Origin of the sequence: Burkholderia sp. SRS-W-2-2016 (assembly GCF_001931485.1) — a bacterium.
Lineage (GTDB): Bacteria > Pseudomonadota > Gammaproteobacteria > Burkholderiales > Burkholderiaceae > Paraburkholderia.
Genome location: NZ_MSDV01000060.1, coordinates 90,892 through 114,555 on the forward strand (window position 1 = coordinate 90,892; position 23,664 = coordinate 114,555).

Here is a 23,664-nt window from a genome sequence, read left to right on the forward strand (position 1 = left end):
ATGAATTCGACCCGCGTTACGACCGCGCGGCTGACCGCGCTCGCATGCGATCAGCGCGATGCCGGCGCCGCGCTTGCGCTGCTCGATCAAAGCATCGCGTTGCGGCATCGGCGGATCGCGCTGATTCGCTACCTGCTGGCGAAACAACTCGGCGCGCCGCTCGAAGCGCGCCATCATGCTTACGTCGAAAAGATCGCCGCGCGTTTGAGCGCCGAAGCGCTCGCGCAGATTGCCGGCGCGGCGCGGGCGAGGTTGCGGACGTAGAGGCGTCGCTGCGTTATTTCGCGCCTTGTTTCGACTCTCCGGCCAGCGCCGTCAGAATCCGATGCGCGGCCTCGACCCGTGCTTCATTCGGAATATTGCGGTTCGCCAGCATCACGATGCCGATCCGCTGTTGCGGCACGAACGCGACATACGCGCCGAAGCCATTCGTCGAACCCGTCTTGTTGATCCACACATTCTGCTGCGGCGGCAACGGCGGGTCGATCGCGGTCGCCGGCGTGCCGTTCAGAATCAACTCCAGCTTATTGCCGGTTTCCAGCGTGCTCAGCGCGACCGGATACGGATACTGCTCCCAGATCAGATCCTGTGTGAACACGCTCGACTGAAAGTAGCCGGTGTGCGTCGCGGTGATCGCCTGCTGCCAGGTGTTGTCGAGCGGGATCAGGTTCATGTTCGCCTGCACGAAGCGCAACAGGTCGGCCGCGTTGGTGCGGATGCCGTACGCTTCGGCGGCCAGCACGCCGCCGGTCATGCGGACCGGCTTGTCGTCTTTCGCATAGCCCTGCGCATAGTCCGGCATTTTCGCGGCCGGCACATGCAGATAGCTGCTCTTCATCCCGAGCGCCGGAAACACGCGTTGCTCCATCAGCGCGGAAAAGTCCTGATTCATGCTCTTCGCGGTAATCAGCCCGAGCGTGCCGATCCCCGGATTCGAATAAGTGCGGAACGTGCCGGGCGGATGCGCGGGTTGCCAGTCGCGGAAGTACTCGAGCAATTGCGCGTTGTTATGGATCTCGTCGGGCACCTGCAGCGGCAGACCGCCCGGCGTATGCGTGCCGAGATTGAGCAGACTGACCTTGCCGAACGGCCGGCCGCGCAGTGTCGGCAGATAGCGCTCGGTGTCGTCCGTCAGCGACAGCTTGCCGTTCAGTTGCGCATAGGATGCGAGCGTCGCGGTGAAGGTCTTGCTGATCGAACCGATCTCGAACAGCGTCGCGTCGGTCACCGGCTTGCGGGTTTGCGTCGACGCGAGCCCGTAGTTGTACACGTACGGCTTGCCGTCTTCGATCACGCCGACCGCCATCCCGGCGATCCGGTATTTCTCCATCAGCGGCTGGATCGCCGCGTCGACGGTGGGTTTGAGCTGGCGCGCGGCGGCGTCGGCCGCATGGCTCGCGGGCGACATCATGCAGAGCGCAAACGCCGCGTAGCTGGCGGTCCTGATCAGGTTGAGCGCGGGGTGTTTCATCGGCAACGGGTCCTCCAAAAGGGTTGAACGGAAAGCGTGTGTCGAATGTGTGTCGAATGCAGGCGCGAACTATCGCGCTTTTACGATCCGCCGACAAACGAGGATTAGTTGCGCGGGGGTAAAGAAAAAGTTATGTCGGCTTCAGCCAAACTCGTGTCGGGTTCGGCACAGGTATGCGCGCGGACCGCGATTACGCTCGTTGAACGGCGTCGCCGCGCACTTCGCGGGCGCGCCGCTCACGCACATGGAGACGAGACAATGAGCAGCAATCGCGGCGTCGTGTATCTGGGGCAGGGCAAGGTGGAAGTGCAGTCGATCGACTATCCGAAGATGGTCGATCCGCGCGGCCGGGCGATCGGCCACGGCGTGATCCTGAAAGTGGTGAGCACCAATATCTGCGGCTCCGACCAGCATATGGTGCGCGGCCGCACGACCGCCGAAGTCGGTCTCGTACTCGGCCACGAGATCACCGGCGAAGTGATCGAAATCGGCCGCGACGTCGAAACATTGCAGATCGGCGATCTGGTCTCGGTGCCGTTCAATGTCGCGTGCGGACGCTGCCCGACCTGCAAATCGCAGCACACAGGAGTGTGTCTGAATGTGAACCCGTCGCGCGCCGGCGGCGCATACGGGTATGTCGATATGGGCGGCTGGATCGGCGGCCAGGCCGAATACGTGATGGTCCCGTACGCGGACTTCAATCTGCTGAAATTTCCGGACCGCGCGCAGGCGATGGCGAAGATTCGCGATCTGACCTGTCTGTCGGACATCCTGCCGACCGGTTATCACGGCGCGGTGATGGCCGGCGTGAAGCCGGGGGCGACCGTCTATATCGCCGGCGCGGGACCGGTCGGGATGGCGGCCGCGGCGTCGGCGCGGCTACTCGGCGCGGCCTGCACGATCGTCGGCGACATGAACGAAGCGCGCCTCGCGCACGCGCGCGAGATGGGTTTTCAGACCATCAATCTGGCGAAGGACGCGACGCTCGGCGAGCAGATCGAACAGATCCTGCGCAAACCCGAGGTGGATTGCGCGGTGGACTGCGTCGGCTTCGAAGCGCACGGTCACGGCAGCAGCGGCTCGCACGAAGAGGCGCCGGCCACCGTGCTCAATTCGCTGATGGAGATCACGCGCGCGGCCGGCGCGATCGGCATTCCAGGTCTGTACGTGACCGACGATCCCGGTTCGAGCGATGCCGCCGCGCGGCGCGGCAGTCTGAGCCTGCGCTTCGGGCTCGGCTGGGCCAAGTCGCACTCGTTCCATACCGGACAGACGCCGGTGATGAAATACAACCGCGACCTGATGCAGGCGATTTTGTGGGACCGGCTGCCGATCGCCGACATCGTCAACGTGACGGTGGTGTCGCTCGACGATGCGCCCGAAGGCTATCGGCAATTCGACGGCGGCGCGCCGAAGAAGTTTGTGCTGGACCCGCATGGGTTGTTGAAGAAGGCCGCGTGATTTAACGCTCGCGTTAGCGGCGCGGCGGCCGGCGGGTCGCCGCTCGACTTTCGCTCGACTGTTGCTCGACTGTCAGGCGCTGCCGGCCGCCTCGCGGCAGCGCTTACGTCACGCCGCCAGCACCGGCGGCGCGCTCCCCAACGACGGCGCCTGATTACGCCGCTCGCGCGTCGGCGCGGTGCCGAACGCATCGCGATAGCTCTTCGAGAAGTGGCAGGCCGACTGGAAGCCGCACGCCATCGTGATGTGCATGATCGACATATCGGTCTGCAATAGCAGCTCGCGCGCGCGGCGCAGGCGCAGCGTCAGATAGTAGTGGGTCGGCGTCATCCCCAGATGCTCGCGGAACAACCGCTGCAATTGCCGCTGCGACATGCCGGCGAGCCGCGCGAGTTCTTCGCGCGACAGCGGCTCCTCGATGTTGTTCTCCATCAGCGAAATCACTTCGAACAGCGACTTGTTGGCCGAGCCGAGTCGCGCGACCAGCGGCATCTTCTGTTGCGCGCTGGTGTCGCGCACGTGTTCGACGATGAACTGCTCGGCGATCTGCGTGACCCGCGCGGTGCCGACGCGCGGCGCGATCAGGTTCAGCATCATGTCGAGCGGCGCGACGCCGCCGGTACAGGTCACGCGATCGCGATCGACCACGAACAGTTCTTTCAGAAAGCGCGTATCGGGAAACTCCTCTTTCAGCGCGCTCATGTTCTCCCAGTGAATCGCACACGCGTAGCCGGCCAGCAGACCGGCGCGCGCGAGCGCATAGGTGCCCGTGCACAGACTGCCGAGCACGCAACCCATGCGGGCGAAGCGGCGCAGCGCGGACAGATGCTCGGGCGTGGTCGCGCGCTGCACGTCGATGCCGCCGACCACGAACACGATATCCGGCTGGCCGACACATTCGACCGGCCCGGTATCGACCGACAGACCGTTGCTCGCCGCTACCGGGCCGCCGGTGGGACTGACGATCGACCAGCGGTACAGCGGTTGCCCCGTCAGATAGTTCGCCATCCGCAGTACTTCGATCGCATTGGTGAACGCGATCATCGTGAAGTTGGGGACCGGCATAAAGGCGAAATGCGACAACGACGCCGTGCGATCGGTGGACATGGGAATCGTGATTCCTGAGATGAATATCGCGTCGCTGTGGGGAGGAGCGACTACTGAGATTTTGAGTATCAGGGCAACTCCCGTGCCATCAGGCTAAACCCCTGGGCGCTCAGCATAAAACCTGGAATAGCTAACTAAACGCCGAAAGAACTCGCACCGGTTGCGCGCATTCGCGCCCGGGAAACGCACCCGAACGGCGCACGACAGTGCTATTTGCGGGCGTGTCCGAAAGGGTTTTCCCGCGGGCTGGCGGGCAATAAGCGGGCAGACAAGCGGGCGGTTTGCCGCCGACTTGTCGAAAAAGGACGCGCATGGCGGAAAAGGTAAAGAACGCGTCTGAATTCGTAAATCGACGCGCGGGCCGACCGTCAAGAATAGACGCAAGGCAACGGTGTTCCCATTTACTGAATCCGGTTGGAGCAAACGATGAGTCAACTGCACGAGAACAGCATCATCATCGACGGTCTGAACATTTCGAAGTTCGAGCGCTCGGTGTTCGAGGACATGCGTAAAGGCGGTGTGACCGCGGTGAACTGCACGGTATCGGTATGGGAGAGCTTTCAGAAAACCGTCGACAACATTGCTGAAATGAAACAGCAGATCCGCCAGTACAGCGAGATCCTGACGCTGGTGCGCACGACCGACGACATCCTGCGCGCGAAGAAAGAGAACAAGACCGGAATCATTTTCGGTTTCCAGAACGCCCATGCGTTCGAGGACAACCTCGGCTATATCGAAGCGTTCAAGGATCTCGGCGTGAACGTGGTGCAGCTTTGCTACAACACGCAGAACCTGGTCGGCACCGGCTGCTACGAGCGCGACGGCGGGCTGTCCGGTTACGGCCGCGAAGTGATCCAGGAGATGAACCGGGTCGGCATCATGGTCGACCTGTCGCATGTGGGCGGCAAAACTTCGTCCGAGGCGATTGCCGCGTCGAAAAAGCCGGTCTGCTATTCGCATTGCTGCCCGTCCGGACTGAAGGAACATCCGCGCAACAAGAGCGACGAGCAGTTGAAGGAGATCGCCGAGGCCGGCGGCTTCGTCGGCGTGACGATGTTCGCGCCGTTCCTGAAGCGCGGCCCGGACGCAACCGTCGACGACTATCTGGAAGCGATCGACTACGTGGTGAACGTGATCGGCGAAGACCAGGTCGGGATCGGCACCGACTTCACCCAGGGCTACAGCACCGAGTTCTTCGACTGGATCACGCACGACAAGGGCCGTTATCGCCAGCTGACCAACTTCGGCAAGGTCGTCAATCCGGAAGGCATTCGCACGATCGGCGAGTTTCCGAACCTGACCGCCGCGATGGAACGCGCCGGCTGGAGCGAGACCCGTATCCGCAAGATCATGGGCGAGAACTGGGTCCGGGTGTTCGGCGAAGTCTGGAAAGTCTGAACGGCCACTGCGCGCGTTACGCGCTTTCACTGCACCTATAACGGAGTTCCCCCATGCAACCGCAACTGCCGATCGACGTCGATCCGAACACCGGCGTCTGGACCACCGACTCGCTGCCGATGCTGTACGTGCCGCGCCATTTCTTCACCAACAACCATACGGCGGTCGAAGAAGCGCTCGGCCGCGATACCTACGCGGAGATTCTCTACAAGGCCGGCTACAAGTCCGCGTACTTCTGGTGCGACAAGGAAGCGAAGCAGCACGGCCTGACCGGCATGGCGGTATTCGAGCATTACCTGAACCGTCTGTCGCAACGCGGCTGGGGGCTGTTCAGGATCATCGAGGCCGATCCGGCCAGCTCGCATGCGCGGATCGAATTGCGCCACTCGTCGTTCGTGCTCGCGCAGCCGGGCAAGAGCGGCAAGCTCTGCTACATGTTCGCGGGCTGGTTCGCCGGCGCGATGGACTGGGTCAACGACAGCGCGCCCGACGGCGTCACGAAGGGCCCGCGCTCGCAATCGAAAGAAGCGCGCTGCGCGGCCGAGGGACACGAGCATTGCGTGTTCGAAGTGTCGCCGCTCGCGGCGTAACACCAGCAGCAACCGGCGGGCGCAACCCGCTATCCATTCCGAGGTCGATCGCGATGCGTTACCCGAACCTTTTCAAGCCGCTCACGTTGAATCAGCTGACACTGCGCAACCGCATCGTCAGTACCGCGCACGCGGAGGTCTATGCGGAGCCGGGCGGGCTGCCCGGCGACCGTTATATCCGCTACTACGAGGAAAAGGCCAAGGGCGGCGTTGGCCTCGCGATCTGCGGCGGCTCGAGCCCGGTGTCGATCGATAGCCCGCAAGGCTGGTGGAAATCGGTGAATCTGTCCACCGACCGAATCGTCGATCCGCTCGCGCGCCTCGCCGAAGCGATGCATACGCACGGCGCGAAGATCATGATTCAGGCTACTCATATGGGACGCCGCTCGGCGTTTCACGGCGAGCACTGGCCGCATCTGATGTCGCCGTCCGGCGTGCGCGAACCGGTGCATCGCGGCAACGCGAAGATCATCGAGGTCGAGGAAATCCGCCGGATCATCGGCGATTTCGCAACCGCCGCGAAGCGGGTGAAAGACGCGGGGATGGACGGCATCGAAATTTCCGCCGCGCACCAGCATCTGATCGATCAGTTCTGGAGCCCGCGCACCAACTTCCGTACCGACGAATGGGGCGGCTCGCTCGAAAACCGCCTGCGTTTCGGCGTCGAAGTGTTGCAGGCGGTGCGCGCGGCGGTCGGCGCGGACTTCTGCGTCGGCTTGCGGATGTGCGGCGACGAGTTCCACGAAGACGGGCTCGATCAGCAGCAGCTGAAGGAAATCGCTCAGGCGATGAGCGAAACCGGTCTGATCGATTATCTCGGCGTGATCGGTTCCGGCGCGGACACCCACAACACGCTCGCCAACTGCATGCCGCCGATGGCGCTGCCGCCCGAGCCGTTCGTGCATCTGGCGGCCGGTATCAAGCAGGTCGTGAAAGTGCCGGTGATGCACGCGCAAAGCATTCGCGACGCGGGCCAGGCCGAACGGCTGCTGGCGAGCGGGATGGTCGATCTGGTTGGGATGACGCGCGCGCAGATCGCCGACCCGCATATGGTGATCAAGATTCGCGATGGCCGCGAAGACGAGATCAAGCAGTGCGTCGGCGCGAACTACTGCATCGACCGTCAGTACAACGGGCTCGACGTGCTGTGCGTGCAGAACGCGGCGACCTCGCGCGAAGCGACGATGCCGCACGTGATCGCGAAGACGCGCGGGCCGAAACGCAAGGTCGTGGTGGTCGGCGCGGGGCCGGCGGGACTCGAAGCGGCGCGCGTCGCGAAGTCGCGCGGTCATGACGTGGTGCTGTTCGAGAAGAACGATTACGTCGGCGGGCAGATCATGCTGGCCGCGAAGGCGCCGCAGCGCGAGCAGATGGCCGGCATCGTGCGCTGGTTCGATATGGAAACGAAGCGCCTCGGCGTGGATCGCCGGCTCGGCGTCGCCGCCGACGAACAAACCATCATGGCCGAGAAGCCCGACATCGTCGTGCTGGCCACGGGCGGTTCGGCGTTCACGTCGCAAGTCGCCGCGTGGGGTGTCGATGAAGGGCTCGCGGTCAGTTCATGGGATGTGCTGGCGGGGCGCGTGGAGCCGGGCAAGAACGTGCTCGTGTATGACGGCGTCAGCACGCATGCGGGTGCCGGCGTCGCCGATTTCATCTCCAGCCGCGGCGGCAATGTCGAGATCGTCACGCCGGACGTGAAGGTCGCCGACGACGTCGGCGGCACCACGTTCCCGATCTTCTACCGGCGCCTCTATGCACAGGGCGTGATTCACACGCCGAACTACTGGCTCGACAAGGTCTACGAGGAAGACGGCAAGAAGATCGCGGTGATCCGCAACGAGTACACCGAAGAGCAGGAAGAGCGCGCGGTCGATCAGGTCGTGATCGAAAACGGCAGTACCCCGAACGATCAACTGTACTGGACGCTGAAGCCGGAATCGCTGAATCGCGGCCAGGTCGACGTGCACAAACTGTTCGCGTCCGAGCCGCAACCGTGTCTTAGCGAAGAACTCGGCAACGGCCGCTTCCTGCTGTTCCGGGTCGGCGACTGCATCTCGATGCACAACATTCACGGCGCGATCTACGACGCGCTGCGTCTTTGCAAGGACTTCTGACGATGAGCCCCGTGTTTGTCATCACCGTGCTGCTGTGGGTGTCGGTGGCCGGCCTTGCGTTCGCGCTCGCGCGCCGGGCCGCCTACTGGCGCGAAGGCCGCGCGACCGTCGCCGGCGCGTTCGGCTGGGCCAATCTGCTGGCGATTCCGAAACGCTACTTCGTCGATCTGCATCATGTGGTTGCGCGAGATCCGTATATCGCCCGCACTCACGTCGCGACCGCCGGCGGCGCGATCCTTGCGATGGCGCTGGTATTCGTCAATTACGGTCTGGCGATCTACTCGGTGTGGCTCGACCGGCTGATTTTCATCGCCGCGCTGGCGATGCTGATCGGCACCGTGTTCGTGTGGCGGCGCCGTCACGGTGCGAAGGCGGCGCCCGCGCGGCTCTCGCGCGGGCCGTGGGACCAGTTGCCATTGTTGCTCGGCTCGTTCGCGCTCGGTCTCGCGCTCTTTATGTTGCTGCCGGCCGGCGCGATGTCCGGCGGCTTCGCGGTGCTCGTCGCGCTGCTGATCGCCGCGGGCGCGTTCACGATGACCTTCGGCGCGGCGCGCGGCGGACCGATGAAGCATGCGTTGGCGGGGCTGCTGCATCTCGCGTTTCATCCGCGTCAGGAACGCTTTGCGGACTTCGCCAGCGCGCGCCACGCGAACTCGCACGATGCGGTGCCGCCCACCGCGCTGAAGCTGCCGCAGCTCGACGCGAAGGAATACGGCGTCGGCAAGCCGGTCGAATTCCGCTGGAACCAGCTGCTCAGTTTCGATGCGTGCGTGCAATGCGGCAAATGCGAAGCCGCGTGCCCGGCGTTCGCGGCCGGCCAGCCGCTCAATCCGAAGAAGCTGATTCAGGATCTCGTGACCGGGATGGTCGGCGGCACCGACGCCGCTTACGCGGGCAGCCCGACGCCCGGCATCGAAGTCGGCAAACATGCGGGCGCGCCGGGCAAGCCGCTGATTTCCAGCCTGATCGAAGCGGACACGCTGTGGTCCTGCACCACCTGCCGCGCGTGCGTGCAGGAGTGCCCGATGCTGATCGAGCACGTCGATGCGATCGTCGATATGCGCCGCAATCAGACGCTGGTTGAAGGCGCGGTGCCCGGCAAGGGACCGGCGACGCTCGCGAATCTGCGCGAGACCGGCAGCGCGAACGGCTACGACATCGGCGCGCGTTACGACTGGGCGGTCGATCTGCAAGTGCAGGTCGCGCAGCCGGGCCGTCATGTCGATGTCTTGCTGGTCGCCGGCGAAGGCGCGTTCGACATGCGTTATCAGCGCACGCTGCGCGCGCTGGTCAAGGTGCTGAATCGCGCGGGTATCGACTACGCGGTATTGGGCGGCGTCGAGACCGACACCGGCGACACCGCGCGCCGGCTCGGCGACGAAGCGACATTCCAGCAACTCGCGCACGCGCTGATCGGCACGCTCGCGCAGTACTCGTTCGACCGTATCGTCACCGCCGATCCGCACGTGCTGCACAGCCTGCGCAACGAATATCGCGCGCTCGGCGGTCATTACGAGGTCGTGCATCACACCGCGCTGATCGATGAACTGGTGACCAAAGGCAAGCTGACGCCGCGCGCGGTCGAAGCGCTGGCCGAACGCCGGATCACCTATCACGACCCGTGCTATCTGGGCCGCTACAACGGCGAGACGGAAGCGCCGCGCCGCGTGCTGAAAAGTATCGGCATCAAGGTGGTCGAGATGGAGCGTCATGGCATGCGCGGCCGGTGCTGCGGCGGTGGCGGCGGCGCCCCGTTGACCGATATCCCCGGCAAGCGGCGGATTCCCGACATCCGTATCGACGACGCGCGCGCGACCGGCGCCGAGATCGTCGCGGTCGGCTGCCCGAATTGCACCGCGATGCTCGAAGGGGTAGTGGGACCGCGTCCGGAAGTGCTGGACGTGGCCGAACTGGTGGCCGCGGCGCTGGAGTAATGCGATGAATACGCTCAAACGAATCGATCCGCGCCGCCCGTTCACGGTGACCGCGCAAGGACTGCGGCGCATTACGCTCGGCTTGACTGGCGCGGCAGGAGTGGCGGCTGGCGACACGCATGCAGCAATGTTCGGCACACAGCACGCGGCCGGGCATCGCGAGCAAGGCAAGCCGCGCCGCACCACGGCATCGCCGCAACATGCGTTGCTGGTCGCCGCGCACGCGGATCGCGGCGCGCTCGATGACCACGCGCGCCAAACGCTCGCGGCCGCCGCGCTGATTGCGGATGCGCAAACCGAAGTCGTGCTGCTGGTGTTCGGCGAATTCAGCGGCGACGCCGCCGCGCTCGGCGCGGACAAGCTGATCGAGTTACCGGACTTCGACCGCCGCTCGTATGCACCGGCGGAAGAGTTGAACGCGCTGGCCGCGTGCGTCGCGACCTATGCGCCGGTTCATATCTTCGTGCCCGACAACGCGACCGGCGACGGCGATCTCGGCCGTCGTTACGCGGCGGCGGCCAATGCCAGCGTCGCGACTCATGTGGTCGAGATCGATGCCGCGCACGTCGCCACTTATGTGCATGCGCAGACCTCGTTCGCGGTTCGCGCGTTGCCTGAAGTCGTATTGCTCGCGCCGAACGCGGTCGATCCGAAGCTGCCGTTCGTCGGCGCGGGCGAGCGGGTCGCGTGGCGCTTCGACCGCAACGCGGATGCGCAGGCGCAAGCGGCACAACGCGCGTCGATACGCGATCTCGGCATCGAGGAAATCGACGCCGCGCAAGTCGCGCTCGAAGAGGCGGATTTCATCGTGTCGGCCGGCAACGGCGTCAGCGACGTCGCCGCGTTCGAACGGCTCGCGGCGACGCTCGGCGCGGCAATCGGCGCGAGCCGCGTCGCCGTCGACGACGGCAAGTTCACCCGCGACAAGCAGATCGGCGCGACCGGCAAGACAGTCGAGGCGAGCGTGTATATCGCGTTCGGCATCTCCGGCGCGGTCCAGCATCTGCAAGGGATCAAGGATTGCCGCCATGTGATCGCGGTGAATCTCGACGCGAGCGCGCCGATCGCGAAACGCGCGAACCTGACCGTGATCGCGGACGCGCGCGAAACCATCGCCGCGCTCAACGACGCCGCCGCCGCCGCGCGGGACGCGCGCGGAACGTCGGCCGCGTTATTGAAGCCGGGCAAGCTCGCCGAAGGAGTACTCGCATGAAGATCGCGGTTCTGGTGTCGATTGGACGTCATCCGGTCAGCGGCGTCGCGCGCTATAGCCGCAACGATGCGGCGGCGCTGACGCTCGCGCTGCAACTGGCGAAAACGCGGGGCGCGACGCTCGACGTGCTGCATGCGGGCGATGCGGCGAGCCCCGCGCTGAAGGAGTATCTGGCGCTCGGCGCGCGTAGCGTCGAAGTGCTCGACGTCGCGGCGGGTGCGGACCCGCTCGCACCGCTCGCCGCACGGCTGCACGGCTACGACCTGATTTTGACCGGCACGCGCGCCGAAGGCGCGTTCGACAGCGGGATGCTGCCGTACCGCGTCGCGCATGCATTGGGACTGCCGCTGGTCGGCGCGGCTGTCGATATCACGTTGCGCGAGCGCTGCGCCGAAGTCCGCCAGTTCATGCCGAAAGGCGTGCGCCGTCGCGTCGAAGTGCAACTGCCGGCGCTGATCGCCGTGCATCCGCTCGCGAATGCCTCGCCGTCGTATGCGTATGCGCGGCTGCGCGAAGGGACGATCGCAAGCGCGGCAGCCGCGGTAACGCAACCCACCAGCAACCCCGACGACCTCGCCTGGACCGTGCGCGCCGCGAGCGCGAAACCGGTGCGCCTCGCCGCCGCCGAAAAACGCTCGGGCCACGCGCGGATGCTGTCGGCGACCACCACCGAAAGCCGTGGCGGCAGCGTCGTAATTGAAGGGAGTTGTGTCGAAAAAGCGCAAGTGATCCTCGCGTATTTGCGCGAGCATCAGCTTGTGGACTACTGATTTCCAGTTCCGGCCAGCATGCGACCAGGAGGGCCTGGCGCGGCGCCAGACGTGACACGCAACGGAGCACACAATGAAAGTTTCCGCAGACGTTCGCGCGATGATCGAACGCCGCAAGCAGGGCTATACGCTGGAAGCGCCGTTCTATACGAGCGACAGCATCTTCGCGCTCGATATGGACGCGATCTTCCGGCAGCACTGGATTCAGGTCGCGGTCGAGCCCGACGTGCCCGAGCCCGGCGATTACGTGACGGTGGAGATCGGCGACGATTCGATCCTGATCGTACGCGACGACGACTTGCAGGTGCGCGCGTTTCACAACGTCTGCCGCCATCGCGGCGCGCGTCTGTGCAATAACGACAAGGGCTCGCTCGGCAATATCGTGTGCCCGTATCACAGCTGGACCTACAACCTGAACGGCGATCTGATGTTCGCCGAACATATGGGCGAGCAGTTCGACCGCTGCAAACATAGTCTTAAAGCGGTGCATGTCGAGAACCTCGCCGGCCTGATTTTCATCTGTCTCGCCGATACGCCGCCCGCCGATTTTTCGGTGATGCGCGCGGCGATGGAGCCGTATCTGCTGCCGCACGATCTGGCCGGCTGCAAGATCGCCGCATCGATCGATATCGTCGAGGACGGCAACTGGAAGCTGACGATGGAGAACAATCGCGAGTGCTATCACTGCGTCGCGAACCATCCGGAGCTGACTATTTCGCTGTACGAATACGGCTTCGGCTATCAGCGCACGCCGGCCAACGAAGAGGGCATGGCCGCGTTCGAGGAAACCGTCGCGCGCCGCACCGCGCAATGGGAAGCGATGCAGTTGCCGTCGGCGGAGATCGACCGGCTCGCCGATCTGGTGACCGGCTTTCGCACCCAGCGGCTGCCGCTCGATCGCGACGGCGAATCGCAGACGCTCGACGCGAAGGTCGCATCGAAGAAACTGCTTGGCGGTTTCGAGTCGGCCGATCTCGGCGGGCTGTCGTTCTGGACCCAGCCGAATTCGTGGCATCACTTCATGAGCGACCATATCGTGAGCTTTTCGGTGATTCCGCTGTCCGCGGGCAAAACGCTGGTGCGCACCAAATGGCTGGTGCACAAGGACGCGCGCGAAGGGATCGATTACGACCTCGACAATCTGACCGCGGTCTGGCGCGCGACCAACGACCAGGACCGCACGCTGGTCGAGTATTCGCAGCGCGGCGCGCGCAGCAGCGCGTATCAGCCGGGACCGTATTCGCCGTTCACCGAAGGGCTGGTCGAGAAGTTCTGCGACTGGTATATCGGCCGTCTCGCGGATTACGACGCCCACCCGCAGGTCGTGCACGACGAGAAAGTCGTGTCGTTCGTGCGCTGAGCGCGACCTCGCAGCCACGAGCAGGAGAGATCCATGATGCGCGAGCAGGCGAACTTTCAGACCGGCATCGGACCGTTGATGGCAACGCTGCATCAAGCCGGCCCGGCGCTCACTTCATTCGACGCGCCGAGCCGCGTCACTCAACCGCGCTTCTGGGACGCGCTGCCCGCGCGCTGGAGCAGCGACGCGGACGACACGCTGGTGTGCTGCCAGGTGCGGCAGGAAACGCACGACGTAAAGAGCTTTTTCTTTCGCGCGCCGTCGGAGCGGGCATTCGTGTTCGAGCCGGGGCAGTTCATTACGCTGGAGCTGGAGATCGACGGCGAGCCGATTAATCGCTGCTATACGATCTCGTCGCCGCCGACCCGTCCGCATACCATTTCGATCACCGTGAAGCGGGTGCCGGGCGGCAAGGTGTCGAACTGGCTGCACGACAACCTGCATGCGGGCATGCAGGTGCGGGTGCTCGGACCGGCCGGCGAATTCAGCTGCGCGCGGCATCCGGCGCGCAAGTATCTGTTTCTGTCGGCGGGTTCGGGCATTACTCCGCTGATGTCGATGAGCCGCGCGCATCACGAACTCGGCGAGGACAGCGACATCGCATTCGTGCACAGCGCACGCACGCCGGACGACATCATCTTCGCGCGCGAACTCGATCTGATCGCCGCGAACCAGGCGAATTTCCGCACCGCGTTCGTGTGCGAGCGGGTCGGCGCGCGCACCAATTGGCCGGGCGTGACCGGGTTTCTGACGCTGCCGTTGCTGAAACTGATCGCGCCGGATTTTCTGGAGCGCGAAGTGTTTACCTGCGGACCGGCGCCGTATATGGCGGCGGTGCGCAAGCTGCTCGACGAGGGTGGTTTCGATCGGCGGCACTATCACGAGGAAAGCTTTTCGTTCGGCAGTGGCGATGATGTGGAGGTGCTATTGCCGGAAGTACGCGCTGGCGAGGCGGTGCCGGATGCGATCGTGAATAGCGCGGCCGGTCTCGTAGCCACTGCAACTCCGGAAGCACCCGTGGTGGCAGGGAAGTTCGAGCAGACGGCAGCGGACGCACGCAACCTCGAACCCGCGCCCGTATCGGTTGAAGCGGCTGAAACGGTTGAAACGACCGAAACGGTCGAAACGGTCGAAACGGCAACGCGCTTCAAGGTGAGCTTCGCGCGCAGTCATCGCGAGATCGAATGCGGCAATGACCAGCACGTGCTCGATGCGGCGAAGAAAGCCGGCGTGCGTCTGCCGTCGTCGTGCACGCAGGGGATGTGCGGCACCTGCAAGGTCAAGCTGGTCTCCGGCGAAGTCGCGATGAAGCACGCGGGCGGCATCCGTCAGCGCGAAATCGATCAGGGAATGGTGCTGCTGTGCTGCAGCAAGCCGCTCTCCGATCTGGTGGTCGACAAGTAATACGGGAACGACACAATAACGGCGAATTCGCGTGGAAGTCGCGTGCGGACAACTGGATGTCGTAAAACAACGCTACCCGGCAATTCTGGTTGGCGATTCTAAATAAACGGGCACCGGTCACACCGCCGACGCGGCGACTGGGGCAGCGGAAAAAAGGAAAGCGGCAAACAGTAAACGGCAAACGGCGAGCGGGCAAACGGCATTCGGCCAGACAGGTAAACGGGTGACAGGAGAAGCGGCGATGAGACTGATCGGAAAAATCGTAGTGGCGAGCGCGCTCGGCGCGCTGCTCGCGGCGGCTAGCGTGAGCGTGTCGGCGGATTCGAAGCCGACCATCAAGATCGGCTACGTGGAGGGCTGGGACGACAGCGTCGCGACCTCGAACGTGGCCGCGCAGGTGATCGAAAAACGCCTCGGCTATCCGGTGAAGCTGGTGCCGGTCGCGGCCGGCGTGATGTGGCAGGGCGTGGCGCGCGGCGACCTCGACGCGACGCTGTCCGCGTGGCTGCCGGTCACGCACGGCGCGTACTGGAACAACTTCAAGGACAAGGTGGTCGACCTCGGCCCGAACTTCAACGATGCGAAGATCGGCCTGATCGTGCCGGATAACGTCGACGTGAAGAGCGTCGGCGATCTGCAGGCGAAGAAGGCGGAGTTCGGCGCGCGCATCGTCGGTATCGATGCCGGCGCGGGCGTGATGCAGAAAGCCGGCGAGGCGATCAAGGCTTATGGCCTCGACTATCAGTTGATGCCGAGTTCCGGCAGCGCGATGACCGCGGAACTGGCGCGCTCGGAAGCGGCCAGCAAGCCGATCATCGTGACCGGCTGGAAGCCGCACTGGATGTTCGCGAAGTACAAGCTGAAATTCCTCGACGACCCGAAGAAGGTGTTCGGCGAAGCGGAGCATGTGGATAGCGTGATCAATCCGGAACTCGAGAAGAAGGCGCCGACGGTGGTCGCATTCCTGAAGAAGTTTCAGTGGCAGCCGGGCGAGATCGATACCGTGATGCTGGCCACGCAGAACGGCCAGAAGCCGCCGGCCGCCGCCGATCAGTGGATCAGCGCGCATTCGGAGCGGGTGGATAGCTGGGTGAAATAAGTATTGGAAGCGGGCCGCTTGCCATGGCCCGCTTCAAACCGTCTTCAATATCCTCGGCCGCAAATCGCTGCCCGACACCACCGCGCTCGCCGGCGTCTCTTCCTTCGTGGTCTGTAACGACAGATAGCGCAGACAGCAGACCCGCAAAAACGACGCGAAGTTGGCCGGCGCCTCGCCGCGCAACGCGATCAATTCGTCATACAGTTTGACCGCGAACTGACTGGTGGTCATGTTTTCGCGCGCGGCGATTTCCTGCAGCACGTCCCAGAACAGGTTTTCCAGCCGGACCGTGGTGATCACGCCGTGAACGCGCAGCGACCGCGTGCGCGCTTCGTAGAGGATCGGGTCCGCGTTGACATAGATACCGCACATGGTGGGTCTCCGGTAGTCTCGAGTGGAAAAACGCCTGGCCATAAACATACGCCAGAGCGCCCCGGCCACGCAAACGCCGCGTTGCTGAAGCGGGTTGGCGCAACCGGGGCGAGCCTTCTTCGATCCCTCATCAGATCGTTCTGCGCTTCATCTGCTCCGCGATGTAATCGGACTGACGGATCGCCAGCGTGACGATCGTCAGCGTCGGGTTTTCGGCGGCGCCGGTCGTGAACTGGCTGCCGTCGGACACGAACAGATTGCGGATGTCATGCGTCTGGCCATGCGCATTGACCACGCCTTCCTCCGGCTTCGCGCTCATCCGGCAGGTGCCCAGGTTGTGCGTCGACGGATAGGGCGGCACGCGGTACACGGTCTTCGCGCCGACCGCTTCGTACACCGCGGAACCCTGTTTGAACGCGTGCTCGCGCATCGCGTCGTCGTTCGGGTGGTCGTCGAAATGCACGTTCGGCACCGGCTGGCCGTACTGGTCTTTCACGCTGTCGTTGAGCGTCACGCGATTATTCGCGCGCGGCATGTCTTCGCCGACGATCCACATTCCGGCGGTATTCGCGTAGTGGTCCATCGCGTCGGTAAACGACGGCCCCCATGCGCCCGGATTCAGAAACGCCGCATAGAACGGCAAGCCGAGCGACACCGTCTCCATGTGATAGCCGCCGACGAAGCCGCGCTTCGGATCGTTGCGCGCCTCGTCCTCGATGATGCCGGCCATCGTCGTGCCCTTGTACATCTCGACCTTCTGGTCGAAGGTCGCGTACACGGAGCCGGTCGTGTGGCGCATATAGTTGCGGCCCACCTGGTCGGACGAGTTCGCGAGGCCCTTCGTGAACTTTCCGGAATGCGAATTAAGCAATAGCCGCGGCGTCTCGATCGTGTTGCCGGCGACCGCGACCACGCGCGCTTTCTGGCGTTGCAGTTTGCCCTGCGCGTCGTAATAGAGCACGCCGGTCACCTTGCCGCGCGCGTCGTGCTCGATCCGCACCACGTGCGCTTGCGGACGCAGTTCGAGGTGGCCGGTCGCCTGGCCGCGCGGCAGTTCCGTATACAGCGTCGACCATTTCGCGCCGGTACGGCAGCCCTGAAAACACAGGCCGCGTTGAAAGCAGTGACTGCGATCGTCGCGCACGGTGCTGTTGATCGCCATATGGCCGGTGTTGCACTGCTTGTAGCCGACCTTCATCGCGCCGGCCGACATCACCTTGAAGTTGTTGTTGCCGGGCAGCCCCGGCAGTCCGTTGGTGCGGGTCACGCCGAGCTTCTTTTCCGCGCGGTCGTAGTACGGATCGAGGTCCGCGCGCGTGAGCGGCCAGTCGAGCAGCGTCGCGCCCTGAATGTCGCCGTACACGGTGCGCGCCTTGAACTCGTGCGGCTGGATGCGCAGACTCGCGCCGGCCCAGTGCGTCGAGGTGCCGCCCACCGTCTTGCAGATCCATGTCGGCAGATTCGGAAAATCCTTCGCGATGCGCCAGTTGCCCGAGGTCGTGCGTTTGTCGAGCCACGACAGCAGCTGGAACGAGCCCCATTCGTCGGTCACGTAATCGGCCTGGGTATGCAGCGCACCGGCTTCCAGTACGACCACGTCGATGCCTTTCTGCGCGAGTTCGTTCGCGAGCGTCCCGCCGCCCGCGCCCGAACCGATCACGACGACCACGTTGCTGTCGGTAAGCGCAAAGTGCTTCTGGTTCAGATCCATGATCGGTCTCCTCGCTTAGCTGTCTTTCGGGATCGGGCCGCTGGCATCGGCCGGCGGATCGGGCAGCCACGACAGGTTGTTGAAACCCTTGTCCAGGTAGCCGCCGTCGCCCTCCGACGCGCCGTAGCCGAAGTGCTGATAAGCGAGCGGATTCGCGTAGAGCGACACGACCGCGGTGCTGCGCACCGTCGTGAAGAACGGCGTGCCGGCCAGCGCGGCGACGTCGCGCGCTTGCGCCGCGCTGTCGCGCTTGGACCAGTCGGCGCCTCCCGCGGTGGTGTCCAGCTGTTTGACGCCGTCGGCCAGTTGCTGACGCACGGCCGGATCCTTTTGCGCCTTGCCGTCAAGGTCCTTGACGACGAGCGCGTAGACCGCGTTGTCGAGCGTCGCATGCGGGTAGATCTGACGCGTGAACGCGAGCAGCACGTCGCCCTGATGGGTGTCGAGGCCTTGCAGTTCGAGCGCCCATACGCGGCTCGGCGCGAGCATCGCGAGGATGGACGACAGCGCCAGCGTGCCGGTCAGCACGCCGGTGCCTTTCAGCAGTTCGCGTCGCGTGAGCTTGATGCGCAGCGCGGGATCGAGCGCGTGCCCATCCGGGTCGCGAGCGATCGGAATGATCGTGGGGTTCATGGTTGTCTCCGTTTCTATTGGTCTCGCGCCGTGGGTCGGCGACGCGCGCCGCCGTGCAGGATAGCTAACGATAATGGCCGTGCTTTTCCAGTACTTCGATCTTGTAGCCGTCGGGGTCCTGAATAAAGAAGTAGCGGGCGATCAGCGCGCCGTCGTCCGCATGAAATTCGCGCAGATCGTTCGGCGCGAGTCCCATGTCGAGTAGCCGCTGACGATCGGCTTTCGCATCGTCGACGACGAACGCGACATGACCGTAGCCGTCGCCGTGCGAGTACGGCTCGGCGCGTCCCTTGTTCCAGGTGAGTTCGAGTTCGGTGTCGGCCTCGTCGTTGCGCAGATAGGCGAGGGTGAACTCGGGGAAGTCGAGCCGGTGCGAGACCTTGAAAGCGAACACCTTGTCGTAGAAGTCCAGCGAGCGCGACAGGTCCTGCACGCGAATCATCGTGTGAATGAGCTTGGGCATCGGGTGTCTCCTCCGTCTGCGCGATCCGCCACGCGGGTGGCTTGTATCGTGCGCAGTGACGCCAGTTTAGGCGCGGCGGCAGAGGCCGGGTAATGGCCGGCTAAATCGCGCCTGGGGCTTGCCCTTAGGGCGGCGCGGCGACGCCCGGGCGCTATCCGGACGATCAGGTTCGAGCCGGCCCCGGCGGTCAAGCCCGCGGCTTGTATTGAACGATGTCCTGCAGTTTCCAGCTTCGATCGAACCACGGCTGCAGCGGGCCATACAGGCGAAAGATCGTGAACCACGACTTGCCGGGTATCGTCTGGATCCAGTTCGACTCCCGTCCCGCGGGCGGCTGTGGGCCGAAGTAAAGATCGACCGAACCGTCCGGATTCTTTTGCAGGTTCTTTTCGCTGGAAAGGCTCGGGAACTGCTGGTCGGTTTGCAGCATCGAGCGGGTCTGCGTGTCGTACACGACCACCGACCAGAGGTCCTTCACGGGCACGTTGGCCGGTACGCGCAGCACGTACTGCGTGCCGCCGTCGAGCGGCTGTCCGGCGCCGTCGGTATTGGCCGCCGCGTACTGCGAACCGATCCCGGGCATCGCCACCGCCATCGCGGGCGTGTCGATCGTCGCCGCGTAGAAGAACATCGTGCGCGCATCGAAGTTGCGCGCGCCGTCGTTCAGCCATTGGTAGCTGCCGCCGATAAACGGCGTGGTCCAGTGCCGGTCCGGATAAATCAGCGCGGCGGGGTTGCGGTTCGCGAAGTCGATCGAGCGCGCGGTCGCGTTGCCGACCGCCACGGCATCGGTGAGAATCCGCCGCATCCGTTCATCCGGCGCGAACGGCTTGCCTTTGACCATGCCGATCGACGCGAACAGGCCGGTCATGTCCGGGCCATACGCGCCCGCGGGTTCTTCCTGAACGATCTGGTTGATCTCGTCGTAAAACTGGATCGTGTTCGCGTGCACGGTGTTCATCACCTTGCCGGACAGATCGATGAAACGGGTGGCCGGCGGTTGCGCGGCGCGCGCGAGCGGGTACACGCGCAAGCCCGCCTTCAACGCGGCCACGCCGGGGCGCGGGTCGCCGTTCTTCATGAACGCGCGGCCGAACAGCAGGTTGCCGTAGGTCGGCGATCTGACGACGAAGTATCCGCTCGCGGGCAACGCGCCGGTATAGCCCGGCGGCACGAACAGATACTTGCCGCCGCGGCCCTTGTCGGGGCCGGCGTTGCCCATGTCGGTGACATAGCGGAACCAGAAGTCGTCGACCACGCCGAGAATGTTCGGCGGCGTTTCGACGACGACCGGTCCGTCCTTCAGATCCATCCAGTTGAAGAAATAGACGGTTTCGCTGTTCGCGGTGAGAAACAGCGATCGGGAATCCGCCAGCGATTCGAATACGCCGACCGTGCTGCCGGTCGCGCCGGCCTCGCGCAGACCGGCGCGCAGCGCGGCCATCGACGCGCCCGGGATGCCGTTCAGAAACGCCTCGACCGCGCGCATGAAGACGAGGTTGTCGTACACGAGATCGGCGGTCTGCGCGGTGGGCACGCCGTCGAAATACGACAGCTTGCCGATGCGGGTATCGACCGCCGGCGGCGTTGTGATTTGCGGCGGGATCGGCGTGGTCATCCGGTAACCTGGCGGCGGTGCGCCGGCGCTGCATGCCGTAAGCGCCGTGATGGCGAGAGCGGCGAGAACGGTGCATGCGCGTGAAGCTTCAGTCATTCTGAACAGGCTCGACATACTCACTCCGGGTTCGAAGTTCGCTGCAAGCAGCGGCTCGTGTGCATCACAGCGATGCCGTGCGGCGACGTTCAGGACATCGGAACAATGTCATCGGGCTTCCAGCTCTTGTCGAAGAACGGCTTGAGCGGACCGTAGAAGCGCACCAGCGGGAACCATCCTTTGCCCGGCAGCGTGCGGACCCAGTTCTTCTCATGGCCGGCGGGCGCCTGCGGGGCAAAGAAGATATCGACCGAACCGTCGGCATTGACGACCGGCCCGGTGTATTGACTGACCGTTGGGAACGGCTGGCCGTTGGCCAGCATCGAGCGGGTCTGCGCGTCGTAGACCACCACCGACCAGAAGTTCTTCGCCGGTATGTTCGCGGGCAGATGCAACCGATAGCTCTTGCCGCCATCCAGATACGCGCCGTTCGAATCGCGCGAGACGACCAGGTATTGCGAGCCGGCGCCGACCACCTGCTGAACCATCGCGGGCGACATGCCGATCGCCTGATACGCAAAACCCGCGCGCCGGTCGCTGTTCAGATAGCCCTGCGAATCCCAGCTCGCGCTGCCGCCGACGAAGGCCCATTCCCAGCGGCGATCCGCGTAGACGAGGCGGGCGGGATCGGTCGAGTTGAAGGTGTTGTTGCGGGCGATCGCGCCGCCGAGTTTGCCGGCTTCGTCGAGCAGCGCGTGACGCGCGCTGTCGGGCGCGAACGGCTTGTCGTGCGCGATGCCGATCGACGCGAGCATGAAGCGGTCATGCGACGGCACGATGCCGGCCGGCTCGCTGGCGACGATCGTCGCGAGGTCGTCGAAGTACTGGTAGTTGTCGTTGAAGAGCGTGTCGATGTCGGTGTTCGAGCCGTTGACGAAGGTCATCGGCGGCGGATTGGATGCGCGCGCGAGCGGATAGAGCCGCGCCGATCTGATCAGCGCGACCGCGCGATCGGGCTTGCCGTCCACCAGAAAACCGCGCAAGCCGAGCACCGCGCGATAAGTCGGCGAGCGCTTCACGATGTAGCCCGCGGGCGGCGTGCCGCGCCAGTCCGGCGGCAGAATCAGAAACTTGCCGCCGCGCCCCTTGTCGTCGCCGGTCGGCCCGATCCCGACGATCTCGCTTTGCCACAGATCGGACAGGCCGCCGAGCAGATTGGGCGGTGCGTCGAGCACGACGGGACCGTCGCGCTTCAGATCGAGCGCGCCCACTGCGTACACGGTCTCCGAATTGCCGGTCAGCAGCAGCGTGCGCGCATTCATCAACTGTTCCCACACGACGATCTGGTTGGGCGCGCCCTGAGCCGCGCTGCCGACACCTTTCCAGACCCGGTACCACGACACCGCCGGCATTTGCGCGAGATAGACTTCGACCGCGCGATTCAATACCAGCAGATCGTCGAGTTTGCGGCTGGCATCCGCGCTGGGATAGCCGCCGCTGAAATCGAACTGGCCATAGCGTGTGTCGAGCGTGCCGGTGCCCAGCCAGCCGCGCTCATTGACAGCGGACGACTGCGCGGCGGCCGGTGCGCTAAACGCGATGGACAGCGCCAACGGCAGCAGCGTGGCACGCCACGCGAAACGTTTCTCTGTTTGCATCGTCATTCCCCGGTTGGTCCGTCACTTTCCGAACGTCATGTTCAAGCCCGCGAAGATCTGCCACTTCGGCACGTTGCCCGAGTGGGCGACCGAGTACTGCGGCTCGACGAACGCGTTGTAGATCGTCGAGCCGCTTTTCCACGCCTTACCCGCGCCGAGGCCCAGCGGGATGTAGTAATCGCCGTGCTGAAGGTCGAACGTCCATGTGCCGGTCGAGCGCAGGTACCAGCCTTCGGGCAGATTCCAGATCACGAACGGCTGGGTCGTCAGCGACTGCACGTCCGGCCGGCTGCTCTGGCCGGCGAACGAGTGTTGCCATTGCACGAGCGCGCCGAGCAGACGCTGCCGGCTCGCATTGACGACCACCGCGGCGAGCCCCGCCTGCCACTTGCCGGTGCCGAGCGTGCGATCGGTCGCGGTGGGCAGCGTGACGAGCGGACCGACGCCGATCTCGGTCGCGCCGCCGTGCAACAGGAAGATGTCGAACAGATTGATGTCGCCGAGCCCGGTGTTGTAGCCGCCGGCCGGATCGGGACGCGTGCTGACCGGCACCGTCAGACGGAAAATCTGCGGCACCGGGATCAAGCCGTTCGGTCCGACCGGGATGGTCGGACGCAGCAGGAAGTCGTTGGTGTGGCTGCTTACGCCGAACAGGCTCGGCGTGTAGAAGTTCTGCAGATTGAACGACGCGGCCAGATTCAGCGGGTTATTGCTTTTGTTTGCATCGTCGGCGGCGGTTTGCGCAAAGCACGCGGCGTGAATGCCCGCGCACAGCAGCGCGACGATCGTGCGTTCGGGCGCGAGCGGGCGCCGCCGTGTGCGCTTGCTCAGGTCGAACTGGCCGTCTTCGGGATCGATCCATCGCGACGGCGCGACGGCGCGTCGGCCGGCGTGGCGCTCGACACATACGCGATCAACCGCAATAGCGCCGCGGATAGCCGGCGCGGCTTCGGATCCGCCACGTTCCGCCCTCGAAAATAATCGCCGCCGGTGATCCGCTCGCCGGTTCAACGCGGCGCGTTCACCACGATGTATTGCACGCTGGTGCCGACGTACTGCGGCTGATACCAGGTCGCTCCGCAATGCTGGTACGTGAGGCCGTTGACCACGACCGCGCTGCAACTCGGCGGCAAGGCCGCCACCGCGGTGCCGATCACGAGCGCCGACGTGACGCCCACGGCAACGCCGACCGCCACCGGATCGGCGTACCAGCCGTAGGGGCCGGGTGGAGGCGGCGGTGGGCCGGGAG

General features: G+C 64.7%; 20 protein-coding genes and 1 pseudogene. 11 read left to right on the forward strand and 10 right to left on the reverse strand.

Going from position 1 to position 23,664, the window contains the following annotated elements; all coding sequences use genetic code 11:
- On the forward strand, positions 1-264 hold the full coding sequence (locus BTH42_RS26240) for a hypothetical protein (protein ID WP_075304087.1): 264 nt from the start codon (positions 1-3) through the stop codon (positions 262-264).
- Positions 265-277: 13 nt separating this feature from the next.
- Here the strand turns inward: BTH42_RS26240 and ampC are convergent, their stop codons facing one another.
- Positions 278-1,471: a class C beta-lactamase gene (ampC, locus tag BTH42_RS26245; RefSeq protein ID WP_075304113.1), complete on the reverse strand. Its 1,194-nt coding sequence runs from the start codon at positions 1,469-1,471 to the stop codon at positions 278-280.
- Positions 1,472-1,729: 258 nt separating this feature from the next.
- Between ampC and fdhA the strand changes: the two genes are divergently transcribed.
- Positions 1,730-2,932 (forward strand): formaldehyde dehydrogenase, glutathione-independent, encoded by a 1,203-nt coding sequence (fdhA, locus tag BTH42_RS26250; RefSeq protein WP_075304088.1) that lies wholly within the window; start codon positions 1,730-1,732, stop codon positions 2,930-2,932.
- A 108-nt stretch (positions 2,933-3,040) separates the two neighbouring features.
- Here the strand turns inward: fdhA and BTH42_RS26255 are convergent, their stop codons facing one another.
- On the reverse strand, positions 3,041-4,039 hold the full coding sequence (locus BTH42_RS26255; protein WP_075304089.1) for a GlxA family transcriptional regulator: 999 nt from the start codon (positions 4,037-4,039) through the stop codon (positions 3,041-3,043).
- Between the two features lie 426 nt (positions 4,040-4,465).
- On the opposite strand from BTH42_RS26255, the gene BTH42_RS26260 reads away from it, so the two are divergent.
- The 9 genes from BTH42_RS26260 (at position 4,466) to BTH42_RS26300 (ending at position 15,924) form a co-directional block, all read left to right on the forward strand.
- Positions 4,466-5,437: a dipeptidase gene (locus tag BTH42_RS26260; protein WP_075304090.1), complete on the forward strand. Its 972-nt coding sequence runs from the start codon at positions 4,466-4,468 to the stop codon at positions 5,435-5,437.
- A gap of 53 nt (positions 5,438-5,490) precedes the next feature.
- Positions 5,491-6,027 carry a DUF5943 domain-containing protein gene (locus BTH42_RS26265; RefSeq protein ID WP_075304091.1) on the forward strand — a complete coding sequence of 179 codons (537 nt, stop codon included), beginning with the start codon at positions 5,491-5,493 and terminating at the stop codon, positions 6,025-6,027.
- Between the two features lie 53 nt (positions 6,028-6,080).
- Complete coding sequence (locus BTH42_RS26270) at positions 6,081-8,144, forward strand: NADH:flavin oxidoreductase (protein WP_075304092.1); 2,064 nt, start codon at positions 6,081-6,083, stop codon at positions 8,142-8,144.
- Positions 8,145-8,146: 2 nt separating this feature from the next.
- The gene (locus BTH42_RS26275) at positions 8,147-10,078 is read left to right on the forward strand and encodes a (Fe-S)-binding protein (protein ID WP_075304093.1); all 1,932 of its coding nucleotides are present in this window, start codon (positions 8,147-8,149) and stop codon (positions 10,076-10,078) included.
- A gap of 4 nt (positions 10,079-10,082) precedes the next feature.
- Positions 10,083-11,291, forward strand: a complete 1,209-nt coding sequence (locus tag BTH42_RS26280) for an electron transfer flavoprotein subunit alpha/FixB family protein (protein WP_075304094.1) — start codon at positions 10,083-10,085, stop codon at positions 11,289-11,291.
- Entirely contained in the window at positions 11,288-12,061 is a 774-nt protein-coding gene (locus BTH42_RS26285) for a drug:proton antiporter (protein ID WP_075304095.1), read from the forward strand. The genes BTH42_RS26280 and BTH42_RS26285 overlap by 4 nt, the downstream gene beginning before the upstream one ends.
- A gap of 73 nt (positions 12,062-12,134) precedes the next feature.
- Positions 12,135-13,421, forward strand: a complete 1,287-nt coding sequence (locus BTH42_RS26290) for an SRPBCC family protein (protein WP_075304096.1) — start codon at positions 12,135-12,137, stop codon at positions 13,419-13,421.
- Between the two features lie 33 nt (positions 13,422-13,454).
- On the forward strand, positions 13,455-14,825 hold the full coding sequence (locus BTH42_RS26295; protein WP_075304097.1) for a hybrid-cluster NAD(P)-dependent oxidoreductase: 1,371 nt from the start codon (positions 13,455-13,457) through the stop codon (positions 14,823-14,825).
- Positions 14,826-15,066: 241 nt separating this feature from the next.
- Entirely contained in the window at positions 15,067-15,924 is an 858-nt protein-coding gene (locus BTH42_RS26300; protein WP_075304098.1) for a glycine betaine ABC transporter substrate-binding protein, read from the forward strand.
- Between the two features lie 33 nt (positions 15,925-15,957).
- On the opposite strand, the gene BTH42_RS26305 is transcribed toward BTH42_RS26300, so the two are convergent.
- The 8 genes and pseudogenes from BTH42_RS26305 to BTH42_RS35625 all read right to left on the reverse strand — a co-directional run.
- A complete protein-coding gene (locus BTH42_RS26305; protein WP_075304099.1) occupies positions 15,958-16,296 on the reverse strand; it encodes a ribbon-helix-helix domain-containing protein in 339 nt (112 codons plus the stop codon).
- A gap of 130 nt (positions 16,297-16,426) precedes the next feature.
- Positions 16,427-18,007 carry a GMC family oxidoreductase gene (locus BTH42_RS26310; protein ID WP_075304100.1) on the reverse strand — a complete coding sequence of 527 codons (1,581 nt, stop codon included), beginning with the start codon at positions 18,005-18,007 and terminating at the stop codon, positions 16,427-16,429.
- Positions 18,008-18,022: 15 nt separating this feature from the next.
- The gene (locus BTH42_RS26315) at positions 18,023-18,640 is read right to left on the reverse strand and encodes a twin-arginine translocation signal domain-containing protein (RefSeq protein WP_075304101.1); all 618 of its coding nucleotides are present in this window, start codon (positions 18,638-18,640) and stop codon (positions 18,023-18,025) included.
- Between the two features lie 64 nt (positions 18,641-18,704).
- Positions 18,705-19,103, reverse strand: a complete 399-nt coding sequence (locus BTH42_RS26320; RefSeq protein WP_075304102.1) for a VOC family protein — start codon at positions 19,101-19,103, stop codon at positions 18,705-18,707.
- A 187-nt stretch (positions 19,104-19,290) separates the two neighbouring features.
- Positions 19,291-20,721, reverse strand: coding sequence for a DUF1254 domain-containing protein (locus BTH42_RS26325; protein WP_256702278.1), 1,431 nt, complete (start codon positions 20,719-20,721; stop codon positions 19,291-19,293).
- Between the two features lie 185 nt (positions 20,722-20,906).
- Positions 20,907-22,421 (reverse strand): DUF1254 domain-containing protein, encoded by a 1,515-nt coding sequence (locus BTH42_RS26330; RefSeq protein ID WP_256702279.1) that lies wholly within the window; start codon positions 22,419-22,421, stop codon positions 20,907-20,909.
- Positions 22,422-22,436: 15 nt separating this feature from the next.
- Positions 22,437-23,426, reverse strand: a complete 990-nt coding sequence (locus BTH42_RS26335) for a hypothetical protein (RefSeq protein ID WP_256702280.1) — start codon at positions 23,424-23,426, stop codon at positions 22,437-22,439.
- Positions 23,423-23,664, reverse strand: a pseudogene (locus BTH42_RS35625) (hypothetical protein); the annotation flags it as partial. The pseudogene BTH42_RS35625 and the gene BTH42_RS26335, both read right to left, overlap by 4 nt.

Coding starts and splice junctions, on each gene's coding strand:
- BTH42_RS26240 (WP_075304087.1), top strand. CDS start 1: ATGAATTCGACCCGCGTTACGACCGCGCGGCTGACCGCGCTCGCATGC.
- ampC (WP_075304113.1), bottom strand. CDS start 1,471: ATGAAACACCCCGCGCTCAACCTGATCAGGACCGCCAGCTACGCGGCG.
- fdhA (WP_075304088.1), top strand. CDS start 1,730: ATGAGCAGCAATCGCGGCGTCGTGTATCTGGGGCAGGGCAAGGTGGAA.
- BTH42_RS26255 (WP_075304089.1), bottom strand. CDS start 4,039: ATGTCCACCGATCGCACGGCGTCGTTGTCGCATTTCGCCTTTATGCCG.
- BTH42_RS26260 (WP_075304090.1), top strand. CDS start 4,466: ATGAGTCAACTGCACGAGAACAGCATCATCATCGACGGTCTGAACATT.
- BTH42_RS26265 (WP_075304091.1), top strand. CDS start 5,491: ATGCAACCGCAACTGCCGATCGACGTCGATCCGAACACCGGCGTCTGG.
- BTH42_RS26270 (WP_075304092.1), top strand. CDS start 6,081: ATGCGTTACCCGAACCTTTTCAAGCCGCTCACGTTGAATCAGCTGACA.
- BTH42_RS26275 (WP_075304093.1), top strand. CDS start 8,147: ATGAGCCCCGTGTTTGTCATCACCGTGCTGCTGTGGGTGTCGGTGGCC.
- BTH42_RS26280 (WP_075304094.1), top strand. CDS start 10,083: ATGAATACGCTCAAACGAATCGATCCGCGCCGCCCGTTCACGGTGACC.
- BTH42_RS26285 (WP_075304095.1), top strand. CDS start 11,288: ATGAAGATCGCGGTTCTGGTGTCGATTGGACGTCATCCGGTCAGCGGC.
- BTH42_RS26290 (WP_075304096.1), top strand. CDS start 12,135: ATGAAAGTTTCCGCAGACGTTCGCGCGATGATCGAACGCCGCAAGCAG.
- BTH42_RS26295 (WP_075304097.1), top strand. CDS start 13,455: ATGATGCGCGAGCAGGCGAACTTTCAGACCGGCATCGGACCGTTGATG.
- BTH42_RS26300 (WP_075304098.1), top strand. CDS start 15,067: ATGAGACTGATCGGAAAAATCGTAGTGGCGAGCGCGCTCGGCGCGCTG.
- BTH42_RS26305 (WP_075304099.1), bottom strand. CDS start 16,296: ATGTGCGGTATCTATGTCAACGCGGACCCGATCCTCTACGAAGCGCGC.
- BTH42_RS26310 (WP_075304100.1), bottom strand. CDS start 18,007: ATGGATCTGAACCAGAAGCACTTTGCGCTTACCGACAGCAACGTGGTC.
- BTH42_RS26315 (WP_075304101.1), bottom strand. CDS start 18,640: ATGAACCCCACGATCATTCCGATCGCTCGCGACCCGGATGGGCACGCG.
- BTH42_RS26320 (WP_075304102.1), bottom strand. CDS start 19,103: ATGCCCAAGCTCATTCACACGATGATTCGCGTGCAGGACCTGTCGCGC.
- BTH42_RS26325 (WP_256702278.1), bottom strand. CDS start 20,721: ATGACCACGCCGATCCCGCCGCAAATCACAACGCCGCCGGCGGTCGAT.
- BTH42_RS26330 (WP_256702279.1), bottom strand. CDS start 22,421: ATGACGATGCAAACAGAGAAACGTTTCGCGTGGCGTGCCACGCTGCTG.